The following is a 21,785-nucleotide window of genomic DNA, read 5'->3' as shown; positions in this document are numbered from 1 at the left end:
CCTGCGGCGAAGGGGTCGGCGGGGAAAGAGCCGGCAGCGAAGGGGTCGGCGGCGAAGAAGCCGGCGGGCACGAAGGGCCCAGTGGCGAAGGGCCCAGTGGCGAAGGGGCCAGCGGCGAAGGGTTCCGCGGCGAAGGGCCCAGCGGCGAAGGGTTCCGCGGCCAAGGGTGGGGCAGTGAAGGGGACCCTCGGGACGGGTGCTCGGGCGAAGGCGTCGGCCCCGCCGGCGGCGGCGGCGAAGCAGACATCGAAGGCGTCCGGAGCGGAGCCCGAATCGGTCCGGCGGGCGTCGAGGAGCACGGCGGCGAAGGGTGTCCCTGCGACGGCGTCGAAGTCGGCCGTTGGGGACGCTGAGCAGCGAACGGGCGAGCCGTCGGGGGAAGCTCGACCCGCTACGGTGGAGACCCCAGCGGAGGGGCCCCCAGCTGCTCCGCCGGTCCAGGAAGAGACGTCCACGTCGCCAGAGGCGCGAAGTCGGGACGTCGTCGAGGAGAGGGAGCGAACGGAGACGGTGTCGGCCCAGCGCGCACTGCAAGCAGACGCATCGGCGGCGTCATCCGGCGGGGGTCGGGGAACGCTGCCCCGACGGCGGCCGACGGGCGGCCCCGCCGAGCAGGGGGCGAATGCCGGGCCCTACGCCGAGGACCAGGCGTTCCTGGCCGAGCAGCGGGCGGCCCTGCTCGAGGAACGGGCCACGTACCAAGAGCAGGCCGAGGCCTTACGGGCCGAAGCCGAGAGCCTGGCCCTGGAGCGGGAACCCGGGGACGTGCAGTTCGACGAGGAGTCTGGGGAGGGGGGCACGGCAGCGGTGGACCGGGAACGGGACCTCACCCTGTCCGCCCAGGCCCTCTCGACGATCGCCGAGATCGACGCTGCCCTGGCGGCCATCGAGGCTGGTACCTACGGGGTCTGCGAGCAGTGCGGCCAACCCATCCCGCAGGCCCGCTTGCGGGCCTTGCCGTACGCCCGGCTCTGCGTGGCGTGCAAGAGCGGGGGACTGCACCGACGCTGAGGCGCTCCGACCCGGTGTCCGGGAACGACGGTGCGTCCCGGACCCGAGGGTCGGGTCGTCGCCGACTGGCCGTCGTCGCGGCCGTGGCCGTGGTGGTCGTGGTCGCTGACCAGTTCTCGACCAGTTGGGCCGTGGACCGCCTGCGTCGAGGCCCGCTGCACGTTGTTGGTCCGTTGTCCTTCCAGTTGGCGGTCAACACCGGGAGCGCCTTCGGGATCGGCAGGGGCTGGGCGCCGGTCATCGGCGCCCTGGCCGTCTTGGTGGTCGTGGCCCTGGTCGGCGTGAGCCGTCGTCTCCAGAGCACCTGGCAGGCCCTGGCCATGGGCCTGGTGGTGGGGGGTGCCCTGGGCAACCTCTACGACCGGGTCTTCCGCCACTTCCATGGGGGGGTCGTCGACTTCATCGCCCTGGGCTTCTGGCCGACCTTCAACGTGGCCGACGCCGCTATCACCATCGGGGTCATCATCCTGGGCTGGACGTGGCTGGTCCGTCCGAGCCGCCAGGCGGCTCGGCCCGAGGCCCAGGCCGACCGGTGAGGGGTCCGGCGGGGGCTTCTCCGGGGCAGGCCGAGGGGTCCCGGGAGGTGCTCGTCCCCCGTTCCCTGGCCGGCCAACGCCTGGACCGGGCCGTGGCCCTCCTGCTGAACGTCTCGCGGGCCCAGGCCACCGGCTTGGTGAGCGACGGTCGGGTCAAGGTGGACGGCGTGGCCGTCCGGATCCGCCACCAGCCGCTCCGCGAGGGCCAGCACCTCGAGGTGACCCTGCCGGGCCGCCCGGCGGCCCTGGCCCCCGATCCGAGCGTGCCCTACGACGTCGTCCTCGAGGACCCCGACCTGCTGGTGATCGACAAGCCCCCGGGCGTCAGCGTCCATCCGGGCGCTGGTCAGGCCTCAGGCACCCTGGTCCACGGCCTCCTGGCCCGTTATCCGGAGCTGGCCGAGCTCCCGTCGGCAGGTGCCGGGGACCCCTCGCGGCCGGGGATCGTCCACCGCATCGACAGGGACACCTCGGGTCTCCTGGTCGTGGCCCGGACCCCCGCCGCCTACCACGCCCTGCGCCAGGCCATCGACGAGCACCGCGTCGAACGGACCTACCTCGCCTTGGTCCACGGCCAGCCCGAGGACCGGGGCCTGGTGGACGCGCCCATCGGCCGCTCCCTCCGGCACCCCGACCGCATGGCCGTCCAGGCCGGGGGCCGGCCGTCCCGCAGCTGGTTCGAGGTCCTGGCCCGCTACGACGAGCCCCGGTCCCTGGCCCTCCTGCGGGTCACCCTGGAGACCGGTCGGACCCATCAGATCCGGGTCCACATGGCGGCCATCGGCCACCCCGTGGTCGGCGACCGCCGCTACGGCCGTGCCGGCGACCAGCGCATTCTCGGCGCCGCCCGCCAGTGGCTCCATGCGAGCGAACTCGCCCTGGCCCACCCGGCGGACAGCCGTCCCTTCTGGGCGAAGTCCCCGCTGCCCGCGGACCTCCGCGCCGTGCTCGAGGCCTGTCGCTGAGCCCCACCGAGCCGGGCGGCCCGGGGCGGGCCCGTTCAGGCTGCTTCGTGGGCGGCGACCACCTCGGGTTGCAGGGCCAGCTGCTCGAGCGCCCGGGCCTCCGCCTGCCGGGCCCGCCGGACCCCGATGCCGAGCTGGGCGGCCGTGGCTTGCAGGGAGGCGGGCGACCCGGTGTCCAACCCGAAGCGCAGCCGCACCACGGCCCGCTCCAGCTCGCCCAGCCGGTCGACAGCCGCCCGGACCCGCTCCATGACGAGCTCCCGCTCGACCTCGTCCTCGAAGGAGGCGTCCTCGGCGCCCACCAGGTCGCCGAGCGGCGTCGTGCTGTCCGCGCCAGCCGGCTGGTCCAGGCTGGCGGTCACCCGAGCGGCCTGACCGAGCTGGTCCACGGTCTCCTCGTCGACGCCGGCGGCCTCGGCCACCTCGGCCCGGCTGGGGTCACGGCGCAGCTCGTTGGCCAGCTCCCAGGTGGCCCGATCGATCCGCTGGGCCAGTTCCGCGACCTCCATGGGCACCCGGATGGTGTTGCCGTGCTGCTGGACCGCCCGCTGGAGGGCCTGGCGGATCCACCAGGTGGCGTAGGTGGAGAATCGGAAGCCCCGTTCCCAGTCGAACTTGTCTACGGCCCGCATCAGGCCGAAGGTGCCCTCCTGGAGCAGGTCGGCGAAGTCCACGCCCCGATCCTGGTAGCGGCGGGCCCAGTGGATGACCAGCCGCAGGTTGGCCGCGATCATCCGCCGGCGGGCCTCCTCGTCCCCGGCGGCCACGGCCTTGGCCAGCTCGATCTGCTCCTCGGGGCCCGGCAGCGGGTACCGCTCCAGGTCGTCGAGGAACAGGCGAATGGTGTCAGGGCTCGATGCGGTGCGCTTCGCCATCGGATCGCTCTCTCCATGCCTCGTCGTACGAGGAGCACAACACCGATGTCGTCCTCTGCATTCCTGGGAACTTCCTGAGAATGGCTTGCCAGGTCGTGTCCCGGCCCGGGGCGTCGGGCGCGGCTTGCCGAGGCGACCCACCCCGTGCTGCGCTACCTCCCGTGTCGCGCATCCCGGCCGCACCCCCGACCCGTCGACCACGGCTCCTCGTGATCCGCCACGGCGACACCGCCTGGACCCGGACCGGGCAGCACACCGGCCGCACGGACCTGGCCCTGGAGCCCGCCGGGGAGGCCCAGGCGGCGGCCTGGGCACCGCTGCTCGCCGGGCGGTCCTTCGTCCAGGTCCTGACCAGCCCGCTGACCAGGGCCCGCCGGACCTGCGAGCTCGCCGGCTTCGGGTCCCAGGCCAAGACCTGCAGTGACCTGCAGGAGTGGGACTACGGGGCCTACGAGGGCCGAACCACGGCTGACATCCATCGGGAGCGACCCGACTGGGACCTCTGGCGCGACGGGGTGCCCCACGGGGAGGGCCCAGGCGACGTGGCCCGCCGGGCCGATCGGGTGATCGAGCGGGCCTTGGCCGAGGTCGGCGACACCCTGGTCTTCGGCCACGGTCACCAGCTCCGGGTCCTCTGTGCCCGCTGGCTCGGCCAGCCTCCCGGGGAGGGCCGCCACTACCTGCTCGGGGCTGGGGCGCTCGGGGTCCTCGGCTGGGAGCACGACTGGCCGGCCATCGAGGCCTGGAACCTGCAGCCCCCTGCACCGGTCCCCGCTCCCTGACCCCGGGCGGTCCGGCGCCACGAGCCCCCGCCACCGGGGGCCCCGACATCGGGGGTCGCCGGCATCGGGGGCCGGGTCGGGGCCGGCCAGTGCCGCTGGTCAGTGCAAGGGGCTCGGGGCCCGCATCCCTCGGGCCTGCTCGACCATGTCGGCCAAGGTGAAAGAGTCCAGGTGCTCGCGCATGTGCTCCCCGACCTCGGCCCAGACGGCGAGGAGGGCGCACTGCCCCTCGTGCTCGCAGGCCCCGTTCTCGTGGGGCCGGCCGAAGTCCCCCGCCACGATTGGGCCGTCGACCGCGGCCACGATCTGCCCCAGGGTGATCTCCGTCGGTGGCCGGGCCAGGACGTAGCCGCCCCCGACGCCCCGCTTCGAGCGGACCAGACCGGCCCCCTTCAGGGCCAAGAGGATCTGTTCGAGGTACGGCTGGGGCAGACCGGTCCGTTCGGCGATGTCCCGTACCGAGGTGGGCTGCTCGTCGGGATGGAGCGCCAAGGAGAGCAAGGCCCGACTGGCGTAATCACCCCGGGTCGAGACCTTCACGAACCGATGGTACCGCCAGGGGCACCGGGGCCCCGCTCCGAGGGCCGGGGCTAGCATGCCGGCCGTGCCTGAGGGACCCCGGCTGCCCCGCTACGACGGTCCCTGCTTGAGCGGTGTCGTCCCGGCGCTCCTCGGGCGAGGCCAGGGGCCCCGCCCGGCCTGGGTGCCCGAGGTGCTCGACCAGGCCCGGCAAGTGGTCCTCCTGGTCCTCGACGGCCTGGGCTGGGAACAGCTCCAAGCGCACGCGTCCCGCCTGCCGACCCTCGCCGCGGCCGAGGGCGGTCCCATCGCCTCGGTGGTCCCCACGACCACCGCCACGGCCCTCACCTCCCTGGCGACCGGCAGCCCGCCGGCCCGCCACGGCATCCTCGGCTACCGCCTGCGCTTCGGCCAGGAGATCCTCAACGTCCTGCGCTGGCGGACCGAGCGGGGCGACGCCCGTCGTCGGCTCCCGGCCCCCACCCTCCAGCCGATCGCCGCCTTCCTGGGCCAGCCGATCCCGGTGGTGACCAGGGCAGAGTTCGCCGCCACGGGGTTCAGCGCCGCCCACCTGGGCGGAGCCCAGCTGGTGGGCTGGGCCACCGCCTCGGGCCTGGTGGTCGAGGTCCGTCGGCTGCTCCGCGCCGGGGTGCCGTTCGTCTACGCCTACTACGACGGGGTCGACAAGGTCGCCCACGCCGAGGGCCTCGGCGAGCACTACCAGGCCGAGCTCGTGACCGTCGAGCGCCTGGTCGGGGACCTCCTCGAAGCCCTCCCCAGCGGTGCCGCCCTGGCGATCACCGCCGATCACGGCCAGGTCGAGGTCGGGTCGGCCATTCGAGCGCCGAGCCCCGGTCTCCTCGCGGCGGTCGAGCTGCTCTCGGGGGAGGGCCGGTTCCGCTGGCTCCATGCCCGACCGGGCGCTGCCGCCGAGGTGCTGGCGGCTGCTCGGGAGGAGCACGGGGACGAGGCCTGGGTGGTGACCCGCGAGCAGGTCCAGGACGAGGCCTGGTTCGGGGGGACGCTCGCTCCCAGGGTGGCCGAGCGGCTCGGCGACGTGGCCCTGGTGGCTCGGGAGCCGGTGGCGTTCCTGGACCCCGCCGACACCGGGGAGACCCGCCTGGCCGCCCGCCACGGCTCCTTGACCGACGCCGAGCTGCTCGTGCCCTTCCTCGGCTTGCCGGGCCCGGGCGGGGTCTGACCGGACGTGCCGAGCGTCGATGGAGCTGCCAGGATCGAGGCCATGAGCGATCCCTCGGCGAGCCCCGTTCGACCCTCGAGCCACGAGGAGGCCATCCTTCTCGACCCGGGGAGCCGCCGGCCCGCCGGGCCGGCCTCGGGTGGGCCTCAAGGGACCGAGGACCCACAGCCCGAAGCCACCGAGTCGGTCGAGCAGCCGGCGAAGGTCATGCGGATCGGGGCCATGGTCAAGCAGCTCCTCGACGAGGTCCGTTCAGCGCCGCTCGACGAGGCCAGTCGGACCCGCCTGCGGGAGATCTACGAGCTGTCGGTCCGGGAGCTGGCCAGCGCCCTGAGCCCCGACCTAGCAGCCGAACTGGACCGCATGGCCCTGCCCTTCGACGAGAGCGCCCCTTCGGAGAGCGAGCTCCGGGTGGCCCAAGCCCAGTTGGTCGGGTGGCTCGAGGGGCTGTTCCACGGCATCCAGGCCACGCTCATGGCCCAGCAGATGGCGGCCCGAGCGCAGCTCCAGGAGATGCGGCAGCGGGGCCTGCCCCCGGGTGGGGGGAACGAGGGGCAGGCGGCGAGCCGGCCCGGCACCTACCTCTGACCGGCTGGCCGGTCGGCTCACCGCGGTCCGCCAGCGGGGTCATCGGCACCCGCCCGAGGTGCCCAGTTCCGGCGCAGGGCCCTGGTAGCGTCCGAGCGGGCCCGTTCGTGGGCCGCTCAGGCAGGGGAGGAGGCAGGTCATGGGTGCGGGGCAGTCCTTCGTGCACCTGCACACCCACACGGAGTACTCGATGCTCGACGGGGCATCCCGGCTGAGCGACCTGGTGCGGGCCGCGCTGGCCGACGGCCAGCCAGCCCTGGGCATCACGGACCACGGCAACATGTACGGGGTCCTGGACTTCTACAAGCTCTGCCGGGAACACGGCATCACGCCGGTCATCGGCACCGAGGCCTACATGGCCGGGGAGTCCCGGCACGAGCGGCCCGTCCGCCGAGGACGCCTCGACGACACCGGCGGGGAGGTGGACGGCGGCCAGAAGCTCTACTACCACCTGACGGTCCTGGCCGAGACCACCGAGGGCTACCGGAACCTCATGAAGCTGTCCTCGGAGGCCTATCTTTCCGGCTACTACTACAAGCCTCGCTGCGACTGGGAGCTCCTCGAGCGCTACCACCGGGGGCTCATCGCCACCTCGGGGTGCCTGGGCGGTGTGGTCCTCCAGGCGCTCCTGGCGGGGGACGAGCAGCGGGCCACCGAACTCGCCGGCCGGCTCCAGGACATCTTCGGCAAGGACAGCTTCTTCGTCGAGCTCCAGGACCACGGCCTGGCCGAGCAGCACCGGACCAACCCCCAGCTGATCGCCCTGGCCCGCCGGATCGGGGCGCCGCTCCTGGCCACGAACGACAGCCACTACACCCGACGGGAGGACGCCGAGGCCCACGACGCCCTCCTCTGCGTGCAGACCGGCGCCACCATCGACGACCCCAAGCGCTTCCGCTTCGAGGGAACCGAGCACTACCTGAAGAGCGCCCAGGAGATGCGGGCCCTGTTCGCCGAGGTGCCCGAGGCCTGCGACAACACCCTGCTGATCGCCGAACGGGCCCAGGTGGAGATCGCCTTCGGCCTCGACGCCCTCCCCGAACCGCCCATCCCGGCAGCCTTCGAGGGGCCGACCTACGAGGCCCGGGCCCAGGCCTACCTGCGGCACCTGGCCCTCGAAGGGGCCAAGCGCCGCTACGGCGACCAGCTCCCCGAGGTCGTCACCCAGCGCCTGGAGTACGAGCTCGGGGTCATCGGCAAGATGGGGTTCGCCGCCTACTTCCTCGTGGTCGGCGACCTCATCCGCCACGCCAAGGAGCACGGCATCCGGGTCGGACCGGGTCGGGGCTCGGCCGCAGGCTGCCTGGTGGCCTACTGCCTCGGGATCGTCGAACTCGACCCCATCCGCTACGACCTGCTCTTCGAACGGTTCTTGAACCCCGGTCGAAAGCAGATGCCGGACATCGACATGGACTTCGACGAGCGCTACCGGGGCGAGATGATCCGCTACGCCGCTGAGCGCTACGGGGTCGACCACGTCGCCCAGATCGTCACCTTCTCCACCATCAAGGCCCGGGCCGCCGTTCGCGACGCCGCCCGCGTGCTCGGCTACCCCTACGCCGTCGGGGACCGCATCGCCAAGGCCATGCCCCCCCTCGTCATGGGCCGCGACACCCCCCTCCGGGCCTGCCTGGAGCGCACCGAGGGCTACGAGGACGGGTACGTGGCCGCCCAGGGCCTCCGAGAGATGTACGAGCAGGATCCCGACGCCCGCCGGGTCATCGACGTCGCCCGGGGTCTCGAGGGCCTGCGCCGCCAGGACGGCATCCACGCCGCTGCCGTGGTCATCACCAAAGAGCCCCTCACCGAGTACCTGCCGGTCCAGCGCAAGCCCGAGGCCGGCCAGGCCCCCGAGGACGCCCCCATCGTCACCCAGTACGAAATGCACGGGGTCGAGGAACTGGGCCTGTTGAAGATGGACTTCCTCGGGCTCCGGAACCTCTCGGTCATCGAACGGGCCCTCGACCTCGTCGAGCGGACCACCGGCCAGCGGCCCGACATCGACCGGGTCCCCCTCGACGACCCGGCGACCTTCGAGATGCTGCGTCGGGGCGACACCATCGGGGTCTTCCAGCTCGAAGGGGGGCCCATGCGGGCCCTCATCCGTTCCCTGGCGCCCACGACCTTCGACGACGTGGCCGCCCTCGTCGCGCTTTACCGACCCGGCCCCATGGCGGCCAACATGCACCGGGACTACGCCGACCGCAAGAACGGCCGCCAGCCCATCACCTACCTCCACCCGGATCTCGAACCCATCCTGGCGGACACCTACGGGCTCATGATCTACCAGGAGTCCATGATGCGGGTGGCCCAGCGCTTCGCCGGCTACACCCTCGAAGAAGCCGACAATCTCCGCAAGGCCGCCGGCAAGAAGATCCGGGCCATCATGGCGGCGGAACGGGAGAAGTTCGTCGCCGGCTGCGTCGCCCAAGGCTACGGCGAGGAGCTCGGCACCAAGCTCTTCGACATCATCGAACCCTTCGCCGACTACGCCTTCAACAAGTCCCACTCCTATGGCTACGGCTACGTCGCCTACCAGACCGCCTGGCTGAAGGCCAACTATCCGGTGCAGTACCTCGCAGCGTTGCTGACCTCGGTCAAGGACGACAAGGACAAGACCGCCGTCTACTTAGCCGAGTGCCGGGCCATGGGCATCGAGGTCCTCGTACCCGACATCAACCGCTCGACCGCCGAGTTCACCCCCGTGCTCGACCAGGGCGGCCAGCGCCAGATCCTCTTCGGCCTGGCGGCCGTCCGCAACGTCGGGGAGGGGCTGGTCGAGCGCATCGTGGAAGAACGGGACCGCAACGGGCCCTTCGCCGACTTCTACGACTTCTGTGAGCGGGTCGACCCGGCTGTCCTCAACAAGCGGACAGTGGAGTCCCTGGTGAAGGCCGGAGCCTTCGACTCCCTCGGGCACCCTCGCCAGGGCCTCTTGCTGGCCATGGACGAGCTCGTCGACCGGACCTTGGAGCGCCGCCGGGAGCAGCAGGCGGGCATCGTCTCCCTCTTCGGCAGCCTCGACGCCGGGGACCCCGAGACCGCCTCGGTGACCGGCCGGGTCCCCATCCCCGACCAGGAGCTCTCCCGGGCCGACCGCCTGGCCTTCGAGAAGGAGATGCTCGGCCTCTACGTCAGCGACCACCCCCTGCGGGGCCGCGGAGCTCAAGGACGAAGGGCCCCTCCTCGACCCGGCTCGACCCGAAGGGGCCGTGCGGACCGTTGCCGGCGTGGTCACGAACCTCTCCCGGCGCTACACCAAGCGGGGCGAGCTCATGGCCACCTTCGTCCTCGAGGACCTCCAAGCAGCCGTCGAAGTCTTCGTCTTCCCGAAGGTCATGGCCCAGGTCGACCACCTGCTCGCCGACGACGCCGTGGTCATCGTCAAAGGTCGGGTGGACCGTCGCGACGACCAGGTCAAGCTGGTCTGCATGGAGCTCGAGCGCGTCCAGGCGACCGCCGAGGGCACCCCTGCGCTCCGAGTCGCCCTCGAACCGACCAAGGTCAGCGCTGCCCTGGCCGCCCGTCTGCGGACCCTCCTCGAGGAGCACCCCGGGCCCGAACCGGTCGTCCTCGAGGTCGGCGAGACCGCCCTGCGCCTCCCGCCCGCCTGGAGCGTCGACAGCCGCCGGCTCCTCGGTCCCCTCCGGGAAGCCCTCGGCACCGCTGCCCGGGTCCTCCCACCCACCGAATGGGCGACCTCTGCCTGATCTCCTACAATGGTGGCCAGCATCCGTTCGTGCCGTCGCACGTCGGCCACGAGAGGTGGTGAAGGGGCGTGCCAGCCGGCACGGCGGTCACGCCGGACGAGCGCACGGAGCACGCCATGCCATTCGAGGTCGGGACGAAGGACTGCACGTCGCTGAGCGACAGCGAGCTCGCCGAGATGGCGGACCTCTCGACGGCTCACGGCCTGCCCTTCGACGTCGGCTTCCTCTCCAAGCAGGCCGAGGAGTGGGTCCTCATCACCACCGTCCGCGAAGGGGAGCGGCTGCGGGGCTACTCGTTCTGCACCCTCGAGCGCATCGGCGGCACCCCGGCCATGCTCGTCGGGGTCGCCACCGTCGACCGGGTGGCCCGCGCCGAGCACGTCCTCCGGCTGCTCCTCGGCGACCAGTACCGACGGGCTCTTCTCGCCTTCCCCGACGAGGACGTCCTCGTCGGAGCCCGGCTGGCCACCCCCCAGGCCTACCGGGCCTTCGACGGCCTCACCGACGTGGTGCCCCGACCCGACCACAAGGCCACCGGGGAGGAACGAGCCTGGGGTCGGCGCCTCGCCAAACGATTCGGGGCAGACAACCGCATCGACGACCGGAGCTTCGTCTTGACCGGCGACGGAGACCCCTGCGGGGCCCTCGACTTCGACGGCCCACCTTCGGCTGGGCCATGGCCGAGGACCTGGCGGAAGGCACGCTCATCCCGCGGGCTGCCCGCACCGGGGCCTGACCCGCCACCGAGCCCAGCCTGCCCGGTCGGCCCCCACCGACCACCGGGCGGCCCGCTCGGCCGGCTCAGGGTCGGGGCAAGATCGCGACCACCAGCTTCGGGCAGTAGCCCTCCTGGGGACGGCCAACCACCACCACCAGGTAGCTGGGTCGGAAGCCCAAGGCGGCGGCCAACGCGCGGCCCCCGAGCCGAGTCCGTCCGCTCGCCATCACCGCGTCGGTGACCACCGGGTCGGTCATCGGTAGCCAGTTGTCCGTCCGGTGCCAGCCGAAGCGGATCCAGACCGCGTCGTCCTCGGCCCGCCGGTAGACCACCGGGCCGCGGGTCGGCGCCACCACCGCCACCGAGGGTCGATCGCCCCGCAGCTCCCAGTACGGCCACGAGGGGCCGGCGAAACCGAGCAGCTGCGGCTCGGGCGGTGCCAGCAGGGTCCGAAGCAGGCGCCGGGCGCGACGCCGGCCCAGGATCCCCGCCACGCTCGCCGGTGCCGTGACCCGACGGGACTCCGGACGGGCCGGGTCATTCGGTGGGCCGAGGGCCGCGCTCGGGACGTCCAGCACCGCGAAGGGTCCCAGTGCACCGCCGGGGAGCTGCGCCGCACCCACGATCCCCGGCAGGCCCTCCAGGCGAGCCAGCACCGAGGTGGCCAGATCGACCACCACCACGTCGCCCTCCGGGCTCGGGGCGCTCAGCACCACGAACCGTCGCGCCCCGGCAGCCAACCTGGCCAGCCGGCCTGGTCGGAACGTGGCCACCGGCTGCTGGCCCCGGGCACGCCGGCCTCGAGCATGCCGCCCCCGAGCACGCCGGCCCGGCCGGGTTGCCGGTTCGACCACCGCCGTCTCGCCGCCGTCGGGGATCGCCGGGGCCACCTCGTCGAGGGGCCCGCTCGTCACGGCTGGGCCGCCGCCCGGATCGTCGGGCGGGCCGCCTCGGCGCTCGTTCGGGTCAGCTCGCCCAACCGTTGCGCCAGCTCGCCCCGTTCACCGACCGGGGCCAGGCACACACCGCCCCGGCACACGTAGGCCGACCCGTCGTCCGGCCGACCGGACCACAGCGGCCAGGGACCTCGCTCGCCGTGCACCAGCAACGTCGTCGGCCAGAAGCCTTCCTGGACGCAGGACACCAGGTCCGGCCGGGACCCGGTCACGACCACCTCGACGGTGCCCGCCTCGGCCACCAGGCCGGCCACGACGGCATCGGCCAGCGCGACCGGCTGGCGAGCGGCGAGCGGCCGCAGGGCTCCGAGGATCGCGTCCCTGGCCCGACCGAAGGTCGAGTCCTCGGTCAAGGCGGCCAAGCGGGTCAAGGTCCGAGCCGCGACCGCGTTGGCCGAAGGAGCCGCGCTCCCCGCCAGCTCCACCGGGCGCACCACCGGCGTCTGGGCGTCCCGGCTGCTCGTCGCCAGCAGCCCATCGGGCAGCTGGAACTCCGCGAGCAGGACCCGAGCCGCGTCGATCGCCCGCCGCCAGTCCTCGTCCTCCCCGCGGGCCTCGGCGAGGGCGATGCTGGCCGCCGCCACCCAGGCCACGTCGGCGGCCGTCGCCGGATGGCGGGCCTGCCCGTCTTGCACCGTCCGCGCCCAGCCGGCCCCCGGTCGTCGCGCGCTTCGCCAGAGCACCTCCAGCACCTCGCCCGCGGCCGCCACCCACTCCGGTCGTCCGAGGGCCCCCCCGGCCTCGGCCAAGGCGACCGCCGCCATGGCGTTCCACTCCGTGACCACCTTCGGGTCCAGCCCCGGCCTCGGGCGCTCGGCCCGGGCGGCCCGCAGCAGCTCCCAACCCTCCTGCACCCCGTCGGGCCGGGCCAGGGGTGCACCCAGGGGCCGGCGCAGCACATGACGGCCCTCGAACGCCGGCGGACCATCCAGCTGGTACCAGGCGGCCACCTCGTCGTACCGGGGCCCCAAGACCGTCCGCAGCTCCTCGCTGGTCCAGGTGGCGTGCCCGCCCTCGACACCCCCGGCGTCGGCGTCCTCCGACGCGGCCAAGCCCCCCCCGGGCAACCGCAGTCGGCCCAGGAGGTAGCCCACCGTCTCCTCGACCGCCTGTCGGAACCGGGCGTCGCCCCCGACCTGCCACGCGGCCAGGGCGCAGCGCACCAACAGGGCCTGGTCGGGGAGCATCTTCTCGAAGTGCGGCACCGTCCAGGTCCGGTCCGTCGAGTACCGGGCGAAGCCGCCTTCGAGGTGGTCGTAGAGACCCCCGGCCACCATGGCCCCCAGGGTCACCTCGGCCGCCTCGATCGAGGCGGCCGAGCCCCGCAGCGCTCCGTCCACGAGCAAGAGCTCCAGCACCGGCGCCTGAGGGAACTTCGGGGGTCCCCCGAAGCCACCCCAGGGTCGGTCCAGGCGTCCGACCAGCTGCTCGCTCGCCCGGCTCGCCAGCTCCTGCCAGCTGGGTGCCGCGCTCGGGCGCTCGGCTGTCGGCCCTGCGAGCGACCGGGCGATCGCGCCGGCAAGCTCGCTGGCATCCCGCTCCACCGCTTCCCGCCGCGTGGCCCAAGCGTCGGCCACCGCGTCGAGCACCCGCCGGAAGGCCGGGAGGCCGTGGCGGTCCTCGGGGGGGAAGTAGGTGCCGGTGAAGAAGGGCCGGCCGTCGGGGGTGGCGAAGACCGACAGGGGCCACCCTCCTTGTCCGGTGGCGGCCAGCGCTGCCTCCATGTAGAGCGCGTCGACGTCCGGGCGCTCCTCGCGGTCCACCTTCACCGGCACGAAGTGGTCGTTGAGCAGTTCGGCGACGGTGGGATCGTCGAACGACTCCCGCGCCATGACGTGGCACCAGTGGCACGCGGAGTACCCGATCGAGATGAACAGCGGTCGGTCCAGCCGGCGGGCCTCGGCGAGCGCCTCCTTGCCCCAGGGCCACCAGTCGACCGGTTGGTCGGCGTGCTCCTGCAAGTAACGGCTCGGCTCGGCAGCCAGGCGGTTCACGCCAGCGATCCTAGGTGCCGACCTCGCCCCCCGGATCGGCAGCCGGTGACGCGGTGGTCCACCACGCAGGTCGTCGCCGGGGCGGCACCGGGGTGGCGAGGGGGTGGGACGGAGGACGAGGCCGGTCGTCCCGCCAGCCGTTGTGGAGTTTGTGTGACATGTTGTGATTCGTGGCGAGCCGAGCCACCCACATCGGGGCGGCGGGCTCGACGAGCCTCTAAGGTCCCGGGGCCATGGAACTCCGACTGGATGGTCGCAGTGCGCTCGTGACCGGGGCCAGCCGAGGCATCGGCCTGGCCATCGCCCAGCGCTTCGCCGAGGCCGGCGCAGCGGTGACCCTGAGCGCCCGCAAACCCGAGGAGCTGGAGCAGGCGGCGGCTTCCCTCCTCGCCGCGGTGCCGGGGGCCCAGGTGGCCTGGCGGGTCGCCCACGCCGGGGACCCGGCGGCGGCCGAGGCCTGCGTCGCCGACGCCCTCGAGCGGTGGGGCCGGCTGGACATCCTGGTGAACAACGCCGCCACGAACCCCTACTACGGCCCCCTCGTGGGCCTCGACGGGCCCCGGGCGCAGAAGACCGTCGAGGTCAACCAGTTCGGGCCCCTGGCCTGGGTCCAGGCCGCCTGGCGGGCGGCCATGGCCGAGCACGGAGGGGTGGTCCTCAACGTCGCCTCGATCGGCGGGCTCTCGCCCGAGCCGGGCATGGGCTGGTACGGGGTGACGAAGGCGGCCCTGGTCCACCTGACCCGCCAGCTGGCTGCGGAACTGGCCCCGGGGGTGCGGGTGAACGCCCTCGCCCCGGGGCTCGTGCGGACCGTCTTCGCCCGGGCCCTCTGGGAGGACCACGGCGACCGAGTGGCCAGCCGTCTTCCCCTCAAGCGCCTGGGGGAGCCCGACGACGTGGCGAAGGCCGCGCTGTTCCTCTGCTCGGACGCGGCCTCGTGGATCACCGGCTCGACCCTGGTGGTCGACGGCGGGGCCATGGTCACCCCGAGCGGCGGGGTCTGAGCTCAGCGGCCGGCCCCGGCCTGCTCGAGCAGGGCGGCCAGGCGGGACCGGGCCACCTTGCCGCTCGGCGTTCGGGGCAAGGCGTCCACGAGGACCACCTCCTTCGGGGCGGCCCAGGGCGACACGGTGGCCTTCACGGCTTCGGCGAGAGCCTCTCGCCTCGGGGGTGGGGCGGTGGGGCTCGGGACGACGAGGGCCACGACGGCCTGTCCCCACTCGGGGTCCGGCCGGCCGACGACGGCCACCTCGGCCACGCCGGCCTGCTGCTGGAGGACCCGTTCGACCGCCGCCGGCCAGACCTTCTCGCCCCCGGTCACGATGACCTCGGCCAGGCGCCCCTGGACCTCCAGGCGGCCCTCAGGGGTGATCCGGCCGCCGTCCCCGGTGGGCAGCCAGCCGCCGGGGAGGAACGGCGCGGGACCGTGCCGGTAGGTCCGAAGGAGCATGGGGCCTCGCAGGAGCACCTCGCCGACCTGGCCCCGCTGGCCGTCGCCGATGGCCACCTCGACACCCTCGAGCGGGACGCCGTCGTAGACCACCCCGCTGCCGGTCTCGGTCATGCCGTAGGTCACGACGACGTTCGGCGGCACATCGGCCGGCGGGGCGGCCGCGCCGAGCAGGATGCGGTCGAAGACCGTCGGGTCGACCCGTCGGAGGGCGGTGGCCACCAGGGAGACCAGCGGCGAACGCCCAGCCGCCCGGAGGCGGGCCGCCGCCTCGGCGACCGCCTCGGCCCGGAAACCGTCGTGGACCTCGAGGGGGAAGCCGCCGAGTAGGGCCCGGGTCACAACGGCGAGGCCCCCGACGTGGGCCAGGGGCAGGCAGGCCACCCAGGCGTGGCGGGCCGGGTCGGCGCCGAGCCGGGCGTGGGTGGCGGCCGCCGAGGCGGCGACGGCCTGGTGGGTGAGGACCACCCCCTTGGGCTGGCCGGTGGTCCCACTGGTGGCCAGCACCAGGGCGTCACCATCCTCGCAGGGCCGACCCCCCGGCAGACGCCGCCACTCGCCGTCCTCGCCGAGGAGATGGGTCGGGGCCAGGGCCTGGAGGACCGCCGCCCGGGCTGGTGGGGGCAGACGACGGTCGAGGGGCAGCGCAGCGTCGCCGGCGTCCCAGACCCGCTGGAGGGCAGCCACGAAGGCTGGGCCGCCGGGGAGGTCCACGGCCACCACGTTGCGCACGGCGCTACCCTAGCGACCATATGAGTGATCGCTCCGCCATTGGAGCGTCTGGTCGCACGGTCGGACGGGCGGGGATCTGGGTCGCCGGTGCCCGACCCCGGACGCTGGTGGCGGCCGTGGTGCCGGTCGGACTGGGGGCGGTGGCCGGCTGGCTCGTCTGGCAGGACCATCGGCGGGCCTGCCTGGTCCGCTGCTCCGCCGGCCTGCACCACCCGGTGCTCTGGCGGCTGCCGCTCGCGGCCCTAGTGGCCCTGGCCCTGCAGGTGGCGGTGAACTACGCCAACGACTACAGCGACGGCGTGCGGGGGACCGACGACCAGCGGGCTGGGCCGGTGCGGCTGGTGGGCCAAGGGCTGGCCAGCCCGTCGGCGGTCCGGCGGGCCGCCCTGGTGGCCCTCGGGGTGGCCGGGCTGGCCGGGTTGGGACTCGCAGCCAGCACCTCCTGGTGGCTGCTCGCGCTCGGGGCGGCCAGTGCGTTGGCCGCCTGGGGCTACACCGGTGGCCCCAAGCCGTACGGGTACCTCGGCCTCGGAGAGGTGTTCGTCTTCGTCTTCTTCGGTCTGGTGGCCACGGCCGGGACGGCCTACGTGCTGGATGGGACCTGGTCGGGGAAGCCGGTGGTCCTCGGGGCGGTCCTCGCCGGGCTGCTGGCCTGCGCCTTGCTGGAGGCGAACAACCTGCGGGACGTGCCCGGGGACGCGGCTGCGGGCAAGCGGACCCTGGCGGTGCGCCTGGGCCGGCGGCGGGCGGGGTGGGCCTACCTCGTCACCCTGCTCGGCGCGCTCGCCTTGGTCCTGGTCCTCGCCGCCCTCGTCACCCCCTGGGCGGCCCTCGCCTTCCTGGCGGTCCCGGCCGCCTGGCGCCCGGTCCGCTTGGCTCTCGGCCCGGGCGAGGGGCGGTCCCTGTTGCCCCTCCTGGTGGGCACCGCTCGGTTCCAGCTGCTCGTCGGGGCGCTGGCGGCCCTTGGACTGGCCCTGGCGGGGGCCCAACGATGAGCCGAACGACCCAGCTCGCCGGGTGCGCCTCAGGGGGCCAAGAAGGCCCGCACCACGGGCAGCAAGGCCTCGGGTCGTTCCAGATGACAGGCGTGCCCGGCCCCGGCCACCAGGTGGCACGCCGAGCCGGGTCCGCTGCGGCGGGCGGCGCGGACCGCCACCGCGGCGAAGCGGAAGTCGAGCTGGCCCGCCACCCAGAGGGTCGGGGGCAAGGACCCCAGGCGCAACCAGAGTGGCTCCTGGGTGCCGGTGCCCAGCCGGCGCAAGGCTCGGGCCAGGTCCTCGCCGCGATTGACCTGCCGGGCGGCCAGCCCGGCCCGGTCGGGGGGAAGGGTCCGGAACAGCGGCTGGGCCAACCAGGCAGCGAGCACCTCGGCGAGGGGTTCCTGGGCGAAGCGGGCGGCCAGGGCCTCGTCGGCGGCCCGACGACGCTCCCGAGCTTCGGGGTCCTCGAGGCCCGGCGTGGCCCCGACGAGGACCAGGCGCCGGACCAGCCCGGGGTGCCCGAGGGCGACGTGGAGGGCGACCCGGCCCCCCAGGGAGTACCCGAGGACGTCGACCGGGCCGGGGCCACGCTTGGTCACGAGGTCGGCCAGGAGCGCCGCCGTGCCTGGCAGGTCGGTGTCGATGGTGGCCGACGCGCCGTGCCCGGGCAGGTCGACCGCCACCACCGGGCGGTCGGTCGCCAGCCAGCTGGGGAGGGGACCGAGCAGGCCGCCGTGCTGGGTGAAGCCGTGGAGGACCACGAGGGTGGGCGCGCCGGCGGCCCGCCCAGCGGTGCGGTCCCCGGGTGGCGCCGAGGCGGTGACCTGCTGCGAGGCCAGCACGAGCGAGGAGGCTAACCGGTGCCCGACGATCCCCTGCGTCCCCCCGAGGACCTGGCCAGGCGGCAGGCCACGGTGGCCGCCACCCTGGTCGACGAGTGGGTCCGCTGCGGGGTCCGGCACGCCGTGATCTGCCCAGGGTCCCGCTCCACGCCGTTGGCCCTGGCCCTGGCGGCTCGGCCCGAGATCCAGGTGGCGGTTCGTCTCGACGAGCGCTCGGCGGCGTTCTCGGCCCTTGGGGTGGGCCTCGCTGGGGTCGGGCCGGCGGTCCTGCTCACCACCTCGGGCACGGCGGCCACGGAGGTCCACGCCGCGGTGGTCGAGGCTCACCAGGCAGGGGTGCCCCTGCTGGTGGTCAGCGCTGACCGGCCACCGGAGCTCCAGCGGGTCGGCGCTCCGCAGACCGTCGAGCAGGCCGGCCTCTACGGGGCGAGCGTCCGCTTCGCCGTGACCCTCGACGCGGCCGACCCTGGGCTTTTCGCCAGCTGGCGGTCCTTCGCCTCCCGGCTGGTGCTCGAAGCCAGATGCCACCCGAGCGGCCCCGGCCCGGTCCACCTGAACCTGGCCTTTCGGGAGCCTTTGGTCGGCGAGCCCGGGTGCCTGCCGCCGGGTCGGCCAGGGGGTGGGCCCTGGCATCGGGCGCTGGCGAGCCGGTCCGCTCAGGCGGTCGACGGGCAGGCCGTCCTGGCCGCCTTGGGCCTCGAGGACGGCTGGGTACCGGGGGTGGTCGTGGCCGGGGAGGGCAGCGGTCCGCCGACCGAGGTCGTGGCCCTGGCCGAAGCGCTCGGCTGGCCCCTCCTCGCCGACGCCCGGTCCGGCTGCCGTCGACCCGGCCGGGCGGTCGTCGGGGCGGCCGACGGGATCCTGCGGCACCCGGGGGCCCGCGAGGCCCTGCGTCCCCGGGCCGTGCTCCGCCTGGGCCAGCCCTGGCTCTCCAAGGCCCTCGGCGCGTTCCTCGACGAGCTCGACCCAGGCGTGCCCCAGGTGGTCCTCGACCGGGACTGGGCCTGGCGGGACCCGTCCCGACGGGCCGTCCTGGTGGGTTCCGGTGACCCGACCGGCTGGGTCTGGGCCCTGGCCGAGGCCCTCGAGGCCCGGGCCCCCGACCCCCGCTCGGCCCCCGATCCCACCTGGCTGGAGCGCTGGCGGCGCGCCGAGCGGGCCGCCCAGGGCGTCGTGGACGAGCACCTCCGGGCAGGGGGTCCGCCGACCGTGGCCCAGGTCACCCGCCTGGCGCTGCGCTGCCTGCCGCCCGAGGCCACGGTGCTCTGCTCGGCGTCCCTGCCGGTCCGGGGGGTCGAGTGGTACGGACCGGTCCGCCCCGATCCACCCCGGGTGCTGGCCAACCGGGGGGCGAACGGGATCGACGGGGTGGTCTCGACGGCCCGGGGGCTGGCAATGACCGGTCGAGCGGTGGTGGCCCTCGTGGGCGACCTGGCGTTCCTCCACGACTTGACCGCCTGGCTCGAGCCGGCTCGTTGGCCCGCGGCGTCCCGCAACGACCAGGTCGAGGACCGGCTGGCCCTGACGGTGGTGGTGCTGGACAACGGGGGGGGTGGCATCTTCTCCCACCTGGCCCAGGCCGAGGTCCTCCCCGTCGATCGCTTCGAGGCCCTCTTCGCCACCCCCCAGCGGCAGCAGGTCCGGGAGGTCTGCGCCGGGCTCGGGGTGCCCCTCGTGGAGGTCGGGGAGCTGGCTGAGCTGCCCGACGCGCTCAGCGGGGACCGGGAGCGGGGACCACGGGTGGTCCGGGTGGTCATGCCTCCGGCCGACCAAGAGCGGGCGATCCTGGGGGCCCTCCACGAGCAGATCGGTGCTGCGGTCGAGGCTGCCCTTGGCCCGGCGCCGGCCGGGGCGTGAGCCGGGTCGATCGAGCCGGATCCGGGGGGCTCGGCGCTAACCTCGCTGGAGCGGCCCGGTGCGAAGCACGGTGGGCCGCGCCGGAGGGGGTGGCGATGGTCGGACGGGCAGGCCAGGGGAGCGGCGGGTCGGGACGGGACCGGCGGGCCTTGGACCCGTCGGAGCGGGACCGCTACAAGTGGGTCGCTCTCTCGAACACCACCCTGGGCGTCCTCATGGCGACCATCGACTCCTCGATCATGCTGATCGCCCTGCCGGACATCTTCCGGGGCATCCACATCGACCCCTTGGTCCCCGGCAACTCCTTCTACTTGCTCTGGATGATCCTCAGCTTCCTCGTGGTCAGCTCGGTGCTGGTCGTCAGCCTGGGGCGGCTGGGCGACATGTACGGCCGGGTCCGCATGTACAACCTGGGTTTCGCCGTCTACACCTTCTTCTCGCTGCTCCTCACCATCACCTGGATGAGCGGGCCGGCCGGGGCGCTCTGGCTGGTCCTCATGCGGATCGGCCAGGGGGTGGGCGCGGCCTTCCTCATCGCCAACTCGGCCGCCATCCTCACCGACGCCTTCCCCGAACACCAGCGGGGCATGGCGCTCGGCATCAACCAGGTGGCCGGCATCTCGGGTTCCTTCATCGGCCTGGTCCTCGGCGGGGTCCTGGCCCCCATCGAGTGGCGGCTCATCTTCTTGGTCTCGGTGCCCATCGGGCTCTTCGGCACGGTCTGGGCCTATCTGCGTCTGCGCGAGGTGCCCCGGCGCGCCAGTGCTCGGATCGACTGGGGCGGCAACGTCTTCTTCGCTCTGGGCCTCGTCGGGGTCATGATCGGGTTGACCTATGGCATCCAGCCCTACGGGGGCAGCGACATGGGCTGGGCCAGCCCGTTGGTCGACACCTCCCTCGGGGTCGGGGTGGCCCTGCTCGTCGTCTTCGCCCTCTACGAGCGGCGGGCAAAGGACCCCATGTTCCGCCTGCCGCTCTTCCGCATCCGGGCCTTCACCGCCGGAAGCCTCTCGAGCCTCCTCGCCGGCATCGGCCGGGGCGGGCTCATGTTCATGCTCATCATCTGGCTCCAGGGCATCTGGCTACCCCAGCACGGCTACAGCTTCAGCCAAACCCCCCTGTGGGCCGGGATCTACATGCTGCCCCTGACCGGCGGCTTCCTCCTCGCCGGGCCCCTCTCGGGGTTCCTGTCGGACCGCTTCGGCTCTCGGCCCTTCGCCTCGGGCGGCATGATCGGGGCGGCCGTCTCCTTCCTGCTGCTCGAGCTGCTGCCCGTCGACTTCCCCTATCCGCTCTTCGCCCTCCTGCTGCTCATGAACGGCCTCTCCATGGGTGCTTTCGCCGCCCCCAACCGGGCCGGGGTCATGAACAGCCTCCCGCCCCAGCACCGGGGGGCCGGGTCGGGCATGAACTCGACGTTCCAGAACTCCGCCCAGGTGCTTTCCATCGGGATCTTCTTCACCCTCATGATCGCCGGGCTGGCCAGCGCCCTGCCGGGCGCCCTCTTCCACGGGCTGGTCACCAACGGCGTCCCCCGGAGCGTGGCCACCCGGATCGCCCACCTGCCCCCGGTCTCGATCCTCTTCGCCGCGTTCTTGGGCTACAGCCCGATGGCGCACTTGCTCGGGCCCACGGTGCTGGACCACCTACCGCCAGGCAAGGCCGCCGTCCTGACCGGGCGGCAGTTCTTCCCCGCGCTGATCAGCCGACCGTTCCACGACGGCCTCCACGAGGCGTTCCTCTTCGCCATGATCGCCTGTCTGGTGGCCGCCGGGGCATCGTGGCTGCGGGGCGGGAAGTTCGTGTACCACGAGCAGGAGCAGGGCAGCCCGGCCCCGGGGCGGCCGGCGCCATCGTCCCTCGGAGAGGTCCGCTCCTAGCCGGCTGGCGCCCTCGTCTGGGGTGCCCGCTACGCTGCTCGCAGGAGCCAGGGAAGGGCCAGGCCAGAGCCAGGCCAGAGAGGCCCTGAGGAGAGAGGCGTCACCGAGGTGTTCGTCATCGTGTCGCTGGCGGTCGTGGCCGGGGTGCTGGCCATCGGCACGATCGGTCTCTTCGGGCGCTCGGCCCCG

Annotated in this window: 17 protein-coding genes and 2 pseudogenes; 12 read left to right on the top strand and 7 right to left on the bottom strand. The window is 73.8% G+C overall.

All coding sequences use genetic code 11. The features are described 5' to 3' along the window. Positions 1 to 299: pseudogene (locus Acit_RS07235) on the bottom strand (hypothetical protein); the annotation flags it as partial. A 211-nt stretch (positions 300 to 510) separates the two neighbouring features. Between Acit_RS07235 and Acit_RS13625 the strand changes: the two are divergent. The 3 genes from Acit_RS13625 to Acit_RS07220 are packed head-to-tail and all read left to right on the top strand — an operon-like array spanning position 511 to position 2,512. Beyond that, entirely contained in the window at positions 511 to 1,011 is a 501-nt protein-coding gene (locus Acit_RS13625) for a TraR/DksA family transcriptional regulator (protein WP_248107461.1), read from the top strand. Between the two features lie 14 nt (positions 1,012 to 1,025). Next, entirely contained in the window at positions 1,026 to 1,547 is a 522-nt protein-coding gene (gene lspA, locus Acit_RS07225) for a signal peptidase II (protein WP_248107459.1), read from the top strand. 47 nt (positions 1,548 to 1,594) lie between these two features. Further along, a complete protein-coding gene (locus tag Acit_RS07220; protein ID WP_248107457.1) occupies positions 1,595 to 2,512 on the top strand; it encodes an RluA family pseudouridine synthase in 918 nt (305 codons plus the stop codon). A 35-nt stretch (positions 2,513 to 2,547) separates the two neighbouring features. Here the strand turns inward: Acit_RS07220 and Acit_RS07215 are convergent, their stop codons facing one another. Beyond that, complete coding sequence (locus tag Acit_RS07215; RefSeq protein WP_248107455.1) at positions 2,548 to 3,387, bottom strand: sigma-70 family RNA polymerase sigma factor; 840 nt, start codon at positions 3,385 to 3,387, stop codon at positions 2,548 to 2,550. 161 nt (positions 3,388 to 3,548) lie between these two features. On the opposite strand from Acit_RS07215, the gene Acit_RS07210 reads away from it, so the two are divergent. Further along, the gene (locus Acit_RS07210) at positions 3,549 to 4,169 is read left to right on the top strand and encodes a histidine phosphatase family protein (RefSeq protein ID WP_248107453.1); all 621 of its coding nucleotides are present in this window, start codon (positions 3,549 to 3,551) and stop codon (positions 4,167 to 4,169) included. A 99-nt stretch (positions 4,170 to 4,268) separates the two neighbouring features. Here Acit_RS07210 and Acit_RS07205 read toward each other — a convergent pair whose 3' ends face one another. Further along, positions 4,269 to 4,709 carry an RrF2 family transcriptional regulator gene (locus Acit_RS07205; protein WP_248107450.1) on the bottom strand — a complete coding sequence of 147 codons (441 nt, stop codon included), beginning with the start codon at positions 4,707 to 4,709 and terminating at the stop codon, positions 4,269 to 4,271. Between the two features lie 64 nt (positions 4,710 to 4,773). Here Acit_RS07205 and Acit_RS07200 point away from each other — a divergent pair, with 64 nt between their 5' ends. The 4 genes and pseudogenes from Acit_RS07200 (at position 4,774) to Acit_RS07185 (ending at position 10,187) form a co-directional block, all read left to right on the top strand. Further along, on the top strand, positions 4,774 to 5,889 hold the full coding sequence (locus Acit_RS07200; protein WP_248107448.1) for an alkaline phosphatase family protein: 1,116 nt from the start codon (positions 4,774 to 4,776) through the stop codon (positions 5,887 to 5,889). Between the two features lie 42 nt (positions 5,890 to 5,931). Then, positions 5,932 to 6,477: a bacterial proteasome activator family protein gene (locus Acit_RS07195; RefSeq protein WP_282436484.1), complete on the top strand. Its 546-nt coding sequence runs from the start codon at positions 5,932 to 5,934 to the stop codon at positions 6,475 to 6,477. Positions 6,478 to 6,616: 139 nt separating this feature from the next. Further along, a pseudogene (dnaE, locus tag Acit_RS07190) lies at positions 6,617 to 9,574 on the top strand (DNA polymerase III subunit alpha); the annotation flags it as partial. Between the two features lie 178 nt (positions 9,575 to 9,752). Next, the gene (locus Acit_RS07185) at positions 9,753 to 10,187 is read left to right on the top strand and encodes an OB-fold nucleic acid binding domain-containing protein (protein WP_248107467.1); all 435 of its coding nucleotides are present in this window, start codon (positions 9,753 to 9,755) and stop codon (positions 10,185 to 10,187) included. Between the two features lie 801 nt (positions 10,188 to 10,988). Here Acit_RS07185 and Acit_RS07180 read toward each other — a convergent pair. After that, positions 10,989 to 11,819, bottom strand: a complete 831-nt coding sequence (locus Acit_RS07180; protein ID WP_248107446.1) for a hypothetical protein — start codon at positions 11,817 to 11,819, stop codon at positions 10,989 to 10,991. Further along, positions 11,816 to 13,855, bottom strand: a complete 2,040-nt coding sequence (locus Acit_RS07175) for a thioredoxin domain-containing protein (RefSeq protein ID WP_248107444.1) — start codon at positions 13,853 to 13,855, stop codon at positions 11,816 to 11,818. The genes Acit_RS07180 and Acit_RS07175 overlap by 4 nt, the downstream gene beginning before the upstream one ends. Positions 13,856 to 14,088: 233 nt before the next feature. Between Acit_RS07175 and Acit_RS07170 the strand changes: the two genes are divergently transcribed. Then, on the top strand, positions 14,089 to 14,859 hold the full coding sequence (locus tag Acit_RS07170) for an SDR family oxidoreductase (protein WP_248107443.1): 771 nt from the start codon (positions 14,089 to 14,091) through the stop codon (positions 14,857 to 14,859). 2 nt (positions 14,860 to 14,861) lie between these two features. On the opposite strand, the gene Acit_RS07165 is transcribed toward Acit_RS07170, so the two are convergent. Next, entirely contained in the window at positions 14,862 to 16,037 is a 1,176-nt protein-coding gene (locus Acit_RS07165; protein ID WP_248107442.1) for a class I adenylate-forming enzyme family protein, read from the bottom strand. 20 nt (positions 16,038 to 16,057) lie between these two features. On the opposite strand from Acit_RS07165, the gene Acit_RS07160 reads away from it, so the two are divergent. Then, positions 16,058 to 17,032 (top strand): 1,4-dihydroxy-2-naphthoate polyprenyltransferase, encoded by a 975-nt coding sequence (locus Acit_RS07160; protein ID WP_248107440.1) that lies wholly within the window; start codon positions 16,058 to 16,060, stop codon positions 17,030 to 17,032. A 29-nt stretch (positions 17,033 to 17,061) separates the two neighbouring features. Here the strand turns inward: Acit_RS07160 and Acit_RS07155 are convergent, their stop codons facing one another. Beyond that, positions 17,062 to 17,859, bottom strand: a complete 798-nt coding sequence (locus tag Acit_RS07155; RefSeq protein ID WP_248107438.1) for an alpha/beta fold hydrolase — start codon at positions 17,857 to 17,859, stop codon at positions 17,062 to 17,064. Between the two features lie 18 nt (positions 17,860 to 17,877). Here Acit_RS07155 and menD point away from each other — a divergent pair, with 18 nt between their 5' ends. Continuing rightward, complete coding sequence (gene menD / locus Acit_RS07150; protein WP_248107436.1) at positions 17,878 to 19,716, top strand: 2-succinyl-5-enolpyruvyl-6-hydroxy-3-cyclohexene-1-carboxylic-acid synthase; 1,839 nt, start codon at positions 17,878 to 17,880, stop codon at positions 19,714 to 19,716. Between the two features lie 95 nt (positions 19,717 to 19,811). Next, on the top strand, positions 19,812 to 21,596 hold the full coding sequence (locus Acit_RS07145) for an MFS transporter (protein WP_248107434.1): 1,785 nt from the start codon (positions 19,812 to 19,814) through the stop codon (positions 21,594 to 21,596). Positions 21,597 to 21,785 lie beyond the last annotated feature (189 nt).

The sequence above is a fragment of the Aciditerrimonas ferrireducens genome, assembly GCF_023130475.1.
Lineage (GTDB): Bacteria > Actinomycetota > Acidimicrobiia > Acidimicrobiales > UBA8190 > Aciditerrimonas > Aciditerrimonas ferrireducens.
The sequence above is the reverse complement of the archived record's forward strand: the minus strand, read 5'-3'. Positions and strand labels throughout refer to the sequence as shown.